Annotated in this window: 8 protein-coding genes; 1 reads left to right on the top strand and 7 read right to left on the bottom strand. The window is 44.9% G+C overall.

Features of this window, described 5'->3' with window-relative positions:
- From N6G83_RS53565 to N6G83_RS53545, 5 genes are all read right to left on the bottom strand, one after another.
- On the bottom strand, positions 1–194 hold a 194-nt coding region (locus N6G83_RS53565; protein WP_260524391.1), incomplete at its 3' end, for an antirestriction protein ArdR.
- An 11-nt stretch (positions 195–205) separates the two neighbouring features.
- On the bottom strand, positions 206–448 hold the full coding sequence (locus N6G83_RS53560; RefSeq protein WP_260524390.1) for a hypothetical protein: 243 nt from the start codon (positions 446–448) through the stop codon (positions 206–208).
- A 110-nt stretch (positions 449–558) separates the two neighbouring features.
- A complete protein-coding gene (locus N6G83_RS53555) occupies positions 559–1,380 on the bottom strand; it encodes a SprT-like domain-containing protein (RefSeq protein WP_260524389.1) in 822 nt (273 codons plus the stop codon).
- Between the two features lie 64 nt (positions 1,381–1,444).
- A complete protein-coding gene (locus N6G83_RS53550; protein ID WP_260524388.1) occupies positions 1,445–1,783 on the bottom strand; it encodes a hypothetical protein in 339 nt (112 codons plus the stop codon).
- A 475-nt stretch (positions 1,784–2,258) separates the two neighbouring features.
- Entirely contained in the window at positions 2,259–2,999 is a 741-nt protein-coding gene (locus N6G83_RS53545) for a phosphoribosyltransferase (RefSeq protein WP_260524387.1), read from the bottom strand.
- A gap of 433 nt (positions 3,000–3,432) precedes the next feature.
- On the opposite strand from N6G83_RS53545, the gene N6G83_RS53540 reads away from it, so the two are divergent.
- Positions 3,433–3,738 (top strand): hypothetical protein, encoded by a 306-nt coding sequence (locus tag N6G83_RS53540; protein WP_260524386.1) that lies wholly within the window; start codon positions 3,433–3,435, stop codon positions 3,736–3,738.
- Positions 3,739–4,124: 386 nt separating this feature from the next.
- On the opposite strand, the gene N6G83_RS53535 is transcribed toward N6G83_RS53540, so the two are convergent.
- Together N6G83_RS53535 and N6G83_RS53530 are read right to left on the bottom strand one after the other, a co-directional pair.
- Positions 4,125–4,916 (bottom strand): site-specific integrase, encoded by a 792-nt coding sequence (locus N6G83_RS53535; protein ID WP_260524385.1) that lies wholly within the window; start codon positions 4,914–4,916, stop codon positions 4,125–4,127.
- A 499-nt stretch (positions 4,917–5,415) separates the two neighbouring features.
- Positions 5,416–7,797 (bottom strand): hypothetical protein (locus tag N6G83_RS53530; protein WP_260524384.1); only part of this gene is annotated, 2,382 nt, incomplete at its 5' end.

Below are 7,797 nucleotides of genomic sequence, written 5' to 3'. Positions count from 1 at the left end.
TAGTCATTACCCCCTTCAGCGACAAAAACATGAGCGTCACCATCAACAGCGATCGCGCCTGGACGTTCCTGTTGGGCATCACGCAGGCAGTTTTTCCATCCGTAGACTTCTCCGTCCCAAATGAGAACAACTCCGTCACTGGCGTGCTCTGCATTCTGTTCACGCCATTTTTTTGCTATCTCAACATGTTCCATGATTCCCTCCATCACAATGCCATCAGCCCATTATGTGCCTTTTTGTAGTCTTCGATTTTACCGCGCAACTCATCACGTTCCCATTTCATCGTTTGCAGCTCACGCTTCAAACGCTCTATCTCTTCACAGTGACGTTCATACGTCATCAGCGACTTGAGCAGTGTCTGTGAAGCCGTCTTCTCACCTAAGCGATTTCCCACCGCAACCAGGGCCGTGTCGTGCTCTGGCTGAGTCCTGATCGTTAATGTACCCATCTCTAACTCCTTTGATAGTATTTATGCGAACGGCGCCTGGTTCCGGGAGGCAGTAATGCCGTCAATTTTGAATTGGCCATCGAGCCGGCGAAGTCGATTCTGATAGCAGATTACTTATCGACGTCGGTAAATGCGACGTTGCACTTACCACACAGAATATTCAAGCTGGGTTTGCCCCATGCCGTATCGCCACACTCCGGGCATACATGCTTATGTCGAGTTTTGGGTTTCGGTTGCAAAACAATCCCTGCAACCTCCGAATCGTCCCCGTCATCGCTACTCTGCACAGAGGGCACCAGTGCCAACGTCAGCAGTCGTTCAACGCCTACGGCATCCTGTTGAACTTCCCCTGTTGGGTTCGCCTGTAGTGCCTGAGCGAGCGTTTCCCGCCATTGCTCGATGATAGGCGTCAGGTCTTTCGGTTGTTCCACTTTGACCGGAAACCGGTCAAACCAACTAAGCGCAAAGCCGGTACGGAACAGTTCCAGCGTTTCTTTCTGAAAGCGGCCGCCGGGGATTGGGTAGTCGTTGATCGACTGCCCGAGTTTGTCACCGCCCGGCCTGCCAGTCGAAGATGGCATTAGCCCTACAGCTTCCATCTTCGCTGCCCACTCTGCATTGTGATAGCCCTTGCGCGATGGCTTACCAAAGTGGAATTGCCACATATGGCACTGCTCATGTACCAAAGTCTGCATGACCTCAATCAGCGGGTAGACCGGGAAGTATTCAGGATTAAGAGCTATTTCGTCTATCTGTGTACCGTCAGCCGGTGAAACAAACCGGTTACGGCTGAAATAGCCCATCGTGTTCTTCCCCCGCTGGAAAGTGATCAGGCAGTCCGGCAGCTGGCCGCCGAATAAGCGCTGATTGTAGAAGTCATACGCCTGTTGCAGTTCCGCATAGGCGCGTTCTGTTGCACGTTTTGATGTCATAGCAGAATAACCTTGATGTCCTTTCATCTAGTCAGCGGCTGATGCCGCCGACTTTTGATGGTTTTTAAATGAACTGATCTGCGTACTTATTTGCCAGTTCGTCTGCGTTCTTCAAGGGCCCTTCCAGATTAGTTGTGTGATCACAGATAACGTCCCATCCATCGTTACCGTAAACAAACAGCACCCAACCGGCACGATTTACATGGTCACCCGCGTTGAATACTTCCAGCTGGTCAATATCTGTAGAAAACATATCACCCAAGATGCTGTCAGCATCATTTGAGGGAGCATTAACGATTTCTTCACCATCAAACACGGAGATCTGATAGCCAGCCTGGACAAGCCCTTTTACGGCTGCGACAGCAATTTCGCGCTCGATGCGCAGACGGTCTTCAACATTCATGTTCACTCCCTCACTTTTGCGGTGCGTGTATTGTACAAAACAGATAATGACACACATAAATGTATTGTACAATACATTTTGATAGCAAATTCGCTTTCCCCTCGTAGTGACCAGGTATAATTTTACTATCATTTTGAATGCGAGAGATGAACTGCAGAAGGAAAATTTGATGGTTTAAGAGGGAATTCCCCTCTTGGCAGACTTTACTATCCCATAAACGACAAAAGGCATCCTTTCGGATGCCTTTTACCATTCCCGCAATTTTACAACCTGCTTGTTGTCTTAGCCGCTCTCTAAGATGTGAATCTTGACCCTTACAGCCAGGCTACACATGCGCAGCGCGGTCGCCGTTTGATAATTTATAGAGCAGGGGCGCTCATACCAGCTCTACCACTAACAATCATAGATTATTGTGGATGCCAAAATATTAATCAATTTACCGTGTTATTGCAACTTTTTTGTTTAGGGCCAGCTGTCACCTTGAGGAGCCAAACAGCGTTAGCGCCTCGATTCTCGCGTCCGGGTATTGTTGTTTCAATATAGCCTCGGCACTAACCAGGGAAGCCCCTGAAGTAACCATATCATCTATCAATAAGATAGCTCTCGGCGGTGCGGCAGCCGTTACATTCCCGAGCATAAATGGGTTGATGTGTTTGCGCAATTTAACGCGGTGAATTGATTTAATTTGAAAGGGTTTTTCTTCGCCGTGTCGATCGATAAAACGCTTAATATCACCACGCAATACCGTTTTGTCTTTCGATGAAATGCGCAAATCTTCCAGATTCGCTATCACATTGCCCGCAGTGATTTTTTCCAACGCATCAGGGTAACAAACGCCCTGGTTAGTGTGTTTAAAGACCTTATCAGCGAAGCGGCAACAAACAGGGCTACTTGAGGGTAAAGGAACAATCCAATCCCATTGAAAGCCCCTGCCTAAGTACAACGGGAGTATTTGCCGAAAGCTGGCACACAGCATAGCGATATCGCGCGGGTTCGTTCGCAGTTCATGCAGCCCCTTAATCACATAAAGCATGGGGCTGTTATCGCCGGGGTCGTTTTTGTCGCGCTTCCCTTTCGTTCTCGCAAAGATAGACGTTACTTTCAAGGTTCCCAGCATCAACTCTACGGGGTTACCTTCTGGCGTGGTAATGCAAAAATGATTATGCGAATGGTCAACCGTAACCAGTCTATTCTCAGCGTCGACGACAAACCCCACGTAAAACTCCGTTTAAAAGTCGGCCGTTAACGGTCGATAATTGGAATGAGCCGGTGCGGCTTTGCAGCCGATACACCGTATGGCGTCGATGTTAATGGATAATGCATTCCTGCGGCAAACCCTACAACGAATAACACCTAACTCTCGTTAGTCCTCAACCTTCGCGTAAATGCTCGTTGAGTCGCGTTTGGTCAGCCCAACTGTGCAGTTCCAGATAGCCCGGCATCGATTCCGCGCCGCCGCAATGGGCAAGGTATTCCCCGATTAACACGTAGGCGCTAAACTCGAAAGGGCGAAGAAGAAGCCACTGAAATTAAGAATATATCCGATATATTGATATATCAGACACATATCCCATCAATCTCTCATCTTGATCTCATTAACCATAACCGTGCTAAAATAACTGTATATAAACACAGGTAACGAGGTCGCAATGAAAAACGGCTACAACCCTTTCCAGCGAACCGGCATCGATGTCTTTCAGCATAGAGAAGAAACGATCCGCATCGTATATTTGGGTGCGTACCTGGAACGAATCGAACCCGGCTCCCTCGTATTCATCCAACGTGCCGATAAGCTTTTCTGGATGGGCCGGGCTTGGCTGGATTTGTTTTGGATGGAATTAGAAAAGCCCGTCACGGTAATGGAAGGGCTGGCGTTCCTCTCACAGCAGGACTACATGCGTGTACTGCATGAGAAAGAAGGGGACTTTGTGCATCAGCATGAACTCCCCTTTTAATAATATATCGGAAATATTGATATATCCGATATATTCTCAAGCGCGTACACTATTTTCAGACTGTGCAGGCTTAGCCCTGGTAGCCCTATGGCTCAAAAACAAGAACAGTACTGACAGTCCAACACCAACCCACTTGTCGGGCGCTGATGAAAATAAGGATGTAAAGAATAGCGTTGCATAGATGAAGTAGAGGCCGATTCTTGGGAAGAGGTGATCCATAAGTTCCTTCGTTTGTGATCCGCACATAGAATACTAAATGTACAAACATCCAGCACCAAGAACAACAACATTAAGCAAGACGTAACAGTAAGGCTTAACGGGAATATATCCGAAATATCGTTAAAAACATATATCCAATATATTCACCAACAAATATATCCGATAAATTATCTAGGTGATATCTTAGATATATTACCTATTCCCATCATGGCGATCGCCTCTTCCGGTTGCATCGAGAACGTCAGGCCAAGGTCGCGCGTCACGTCCAGGGCGAATATCTTCGTGTAGACCTCCGTGCTCTCGATACGTTGGTGTCCCATCAGTGCTTGTACCTTCTTGATGTGAACCCCATTCAACAACAGATGCACCGCGAAACTGTGCCGGAATGTTTTCGGCACAATAGGGCGCACCGAAAACGTTACCCCGTCACGCTCTGCACGTCCTACTGCTGCCTTTAACCAGTTGCGCGGGGTTTCGCTGCTCTTGAACCCCCAGAGCGGCGTAGCCCGGCGCGTCATCACCTTGAAGGTGGTGAAATACTCCTGCACCCGGCGGACGTAGGTCGGATCCGGCAAGGGCACCGCCCGGAGTGGGGGCTTCTGTTTCTCTTCCACAAGGCTATCCAGGGAAGGGCGGCCAACCGACCGGGGAGGGGCTTTACGCTGCTTAAGGGTGCGCAGGCGCACGAAAGGCATCAGGTCATCATGGAAGAAAAAATCGTTCGGTGTCAGCGCCCCGGCTTCATTGGGTCGCGCCCCGGTATTCCACAACGTTTCGAAGAACAGCCGCTGATGCATATCGGGGATATAGGACAACAGCACGGCCACTTCCGGGGCGAGCAGGTAGAGCGGCAGATCCAGGTCGGCAGCGATCGCGATTTCACGCAACCGGACGGCGTGGTCAAATCCCCACATCGGGCTGATTGCGCTACGCGAATTCTGCAAAATGTTGTGGGGCATAAGAGTCAATTTTTCAATCTCCGCAATCTGGTCACTATTGCATCACCCGGACATCAAAATAGGATGCCGGAAGGCCGATGCCGTTTATTGTGGCAGAAGGGCGGGAGCAGGGCGACGGGAATAATTCGGTGATCGGTCAGGAGGGGATTTGGGGAGTTTACGTCTATTCACCAGAAAAACCCAATCAAGCAGAAAGGGAACCGGGCGAACGGGACGCCCGTCGCCGCTGCCCGGTAGCATCAGCGGTGTACAGGCACTTGATACTGTTGGGATTATAGCGGATTTGACGGGGCAGGGGAGGGGAATTAGGCACTTTGGGGGTAAACCCCAACCTGGTGAAGACTGCATGGGGCAGTCTCCCGTAAACCCCAATCTGGAAAAGAATGAGAGCGAGGCTTAGTTAACGACGATAGTAAACATGCTGCCGAACTACCCAGCCATAAAAGACTCGGAAGTAGTACAGGAACAGGAAATATTCGGCATAGAATTCTATTTAACATCATTCGTTCTTATGGTTAAGTATAAAAGTATTTAGGTTGGCGGCCAAGGTAGGTAATAGATTATTGATCCTACCAATATCCATAAAATGGCCAGTAGCATAATTGAAAGCCAATTGAAAAATGAACTCACGCAATCTTCGCGAACTGAGCCTATACGTTAAGCATAGAATAAATATAGATAATTTCTCCTCACCAGTAGCATTTCCCTTAGCAAGAACTATTGCGTTGCAGCAAGCATTAAAAACCTTATCAAGGTTATAACTGTAAGGATTAACTTGATAAGTATTATCTTGCAGGATGATAACATTCCCCATCAAATCAGGTTTCATGGCTTTATTAAGATAGTTATAAAAAACCGAATTCATAAAAGTGTTAATTTCAATTTCATCGTTATAATAGCCTGCATACTTATTTATTAACGAAGAAATATATACACCATGTGGGTCTGTACTTGACGATGAAAGATTCATAAAATCGAATTGTGGAAGAGCGTATGGAAACTCAGAAACACAATGAAGTTGAACTCCCTCCTCACGCGAAGAGAACGTTACTTCTCTGGATGCATCAAAAAAAATTGAATTTGTGTTAGAAAGAAAGCTGCCAAAACGAGCATTAACATATAAAGCGGCTTTGGTATCTATAGTAAGAAATTTTAAATCGGTAGTTTTTAATGCATACAGAAATTTGAGATAACTGGTAGTGGCTACCTTTGCAATGATGGGAAACTCTTTTGGGGAGTTAGTCATTTGTAGTTCAAGAGGAATCAGTGAAGGCAAAAGCGCCTTTAGATTTTTTATAAATTCTTTGAAAACAATTTTAAATTGATCTGGAGTGGTCATTAAAACTCGACCATCTTTTTCAATATCCATCGATATATAAGATGCATCATTGATGTTATTTAACCATGAATGAAAACTATCAATGTCCTCTTTAATTAAGTGTATTTTAACCCCGTTATTTATAAGGTAATGACTCAATGATGAGAGGCAAAGATAAACAACAGTGATGAAATCAGTGCAGATACTATCACCAAGTGGTGAACCATCACTTATGAACTCGTGGTATTTAGATTTCTTTTGGGTAAGGAGACGCAAAGATGATTTTATCGGGTCGCTCCTATCCAAAATACTTGTTTGGAGGCTGAGGAATACTCCTTCATCAAACTCGATTACTTGCCTTTCTTTTTTTTGTGGAAGAAGGGATTTAAAACTGTCCAACATTTTTTCAGGGTCATCAGGAAGTTTAATTATCTGAAAGTCGTCAGAACCATCATTTGACTCATGTCTTATAGTATTAGCTAATCTGTATACGGCAACATACGGAGGGATTTTTTCCTGCAAAGTGATGAGTTTATTCCCAACTCGTTGCTGTTCTCCAGGTGCAGCGCTTAAAAGATACGTTGCTATTATAGATGACTCGCTCAGGAAATATTGACCTTGCCTTTGAATATTCTTGATAATTAACTTAGTGAATGTAGAACCAGAATCGTCGTATTGAAATCCGCAAATGCAATCATTCAGATTATAAGAGGGAGTATGCTCAACGGACTGAGCACCAATCATAAAGTTGTTTCCAACATCTGAAACGAACTTTGAATGAGTTTCTGGATCGATAAGAAACAAATTGACTGCTATAATTTCGATTATGTCATGTCGCCGAAAACTTGCTAATACTCTTAAAAATATGAATAAACTGTCTGATGGGGAGTTAATTGTTGAATAGTCGAATACATTTAATTCATTTTCTATCTCAACCTTCTTACCCAAGAGATTAAGTGTTCTTAATTTAAGGGAGAAGAATTCTAAATCCTTAGGATTGTTAACACGCAAGAAGACGGCTTCAGCTGATTTAGGAAGATAATGGTAAAGATAGGATTCTATTAACTGATAAAAAATAAAATCTGGCTTGTCAGAATCGATTGTTTTTCTTTCTAATTCGTGAAAATCCAGATAGCGACCACATGAATATAAATTAATGAGATACTGAATAACAAAAGGTGAACACCAAAGTTCATGTCTGTCACCAATGTACTTTGCCATAACATCACATGCATCGTACCGAAGTTCTTGGTCGCACATCAGATCGGATATGAGAAGTATAGTTATGGATGAAACAGTCTCATATAAATCCTCTTCAGATTCTAAGATTCTTGATAAAACTTCCGATATTGCGTCACTGTTTTTAACAACTAACATAACCAAAAGTCGATAAATGTTACTTTCGAGCTCACTATGACCCCCTATAATTTCCAATCCTTTTAGAGCCCAAAAGTGGAATTCATCAGAAGTCAGGATCTCTTTGGCTAAAAGAAAATCAGATATATCAACTACAGACATATCAGAAATTTTTTCAACATAATTTATACGATACGCAGCATCATT

This window comes from Serratia sp. PL7, from assembly GCF_945957435.1.
The sequence above is the reverse complement of the archived record's forward strand: the minus strand, read 5'-3'. Positions and strand labels throughout refer to the sequence as shown.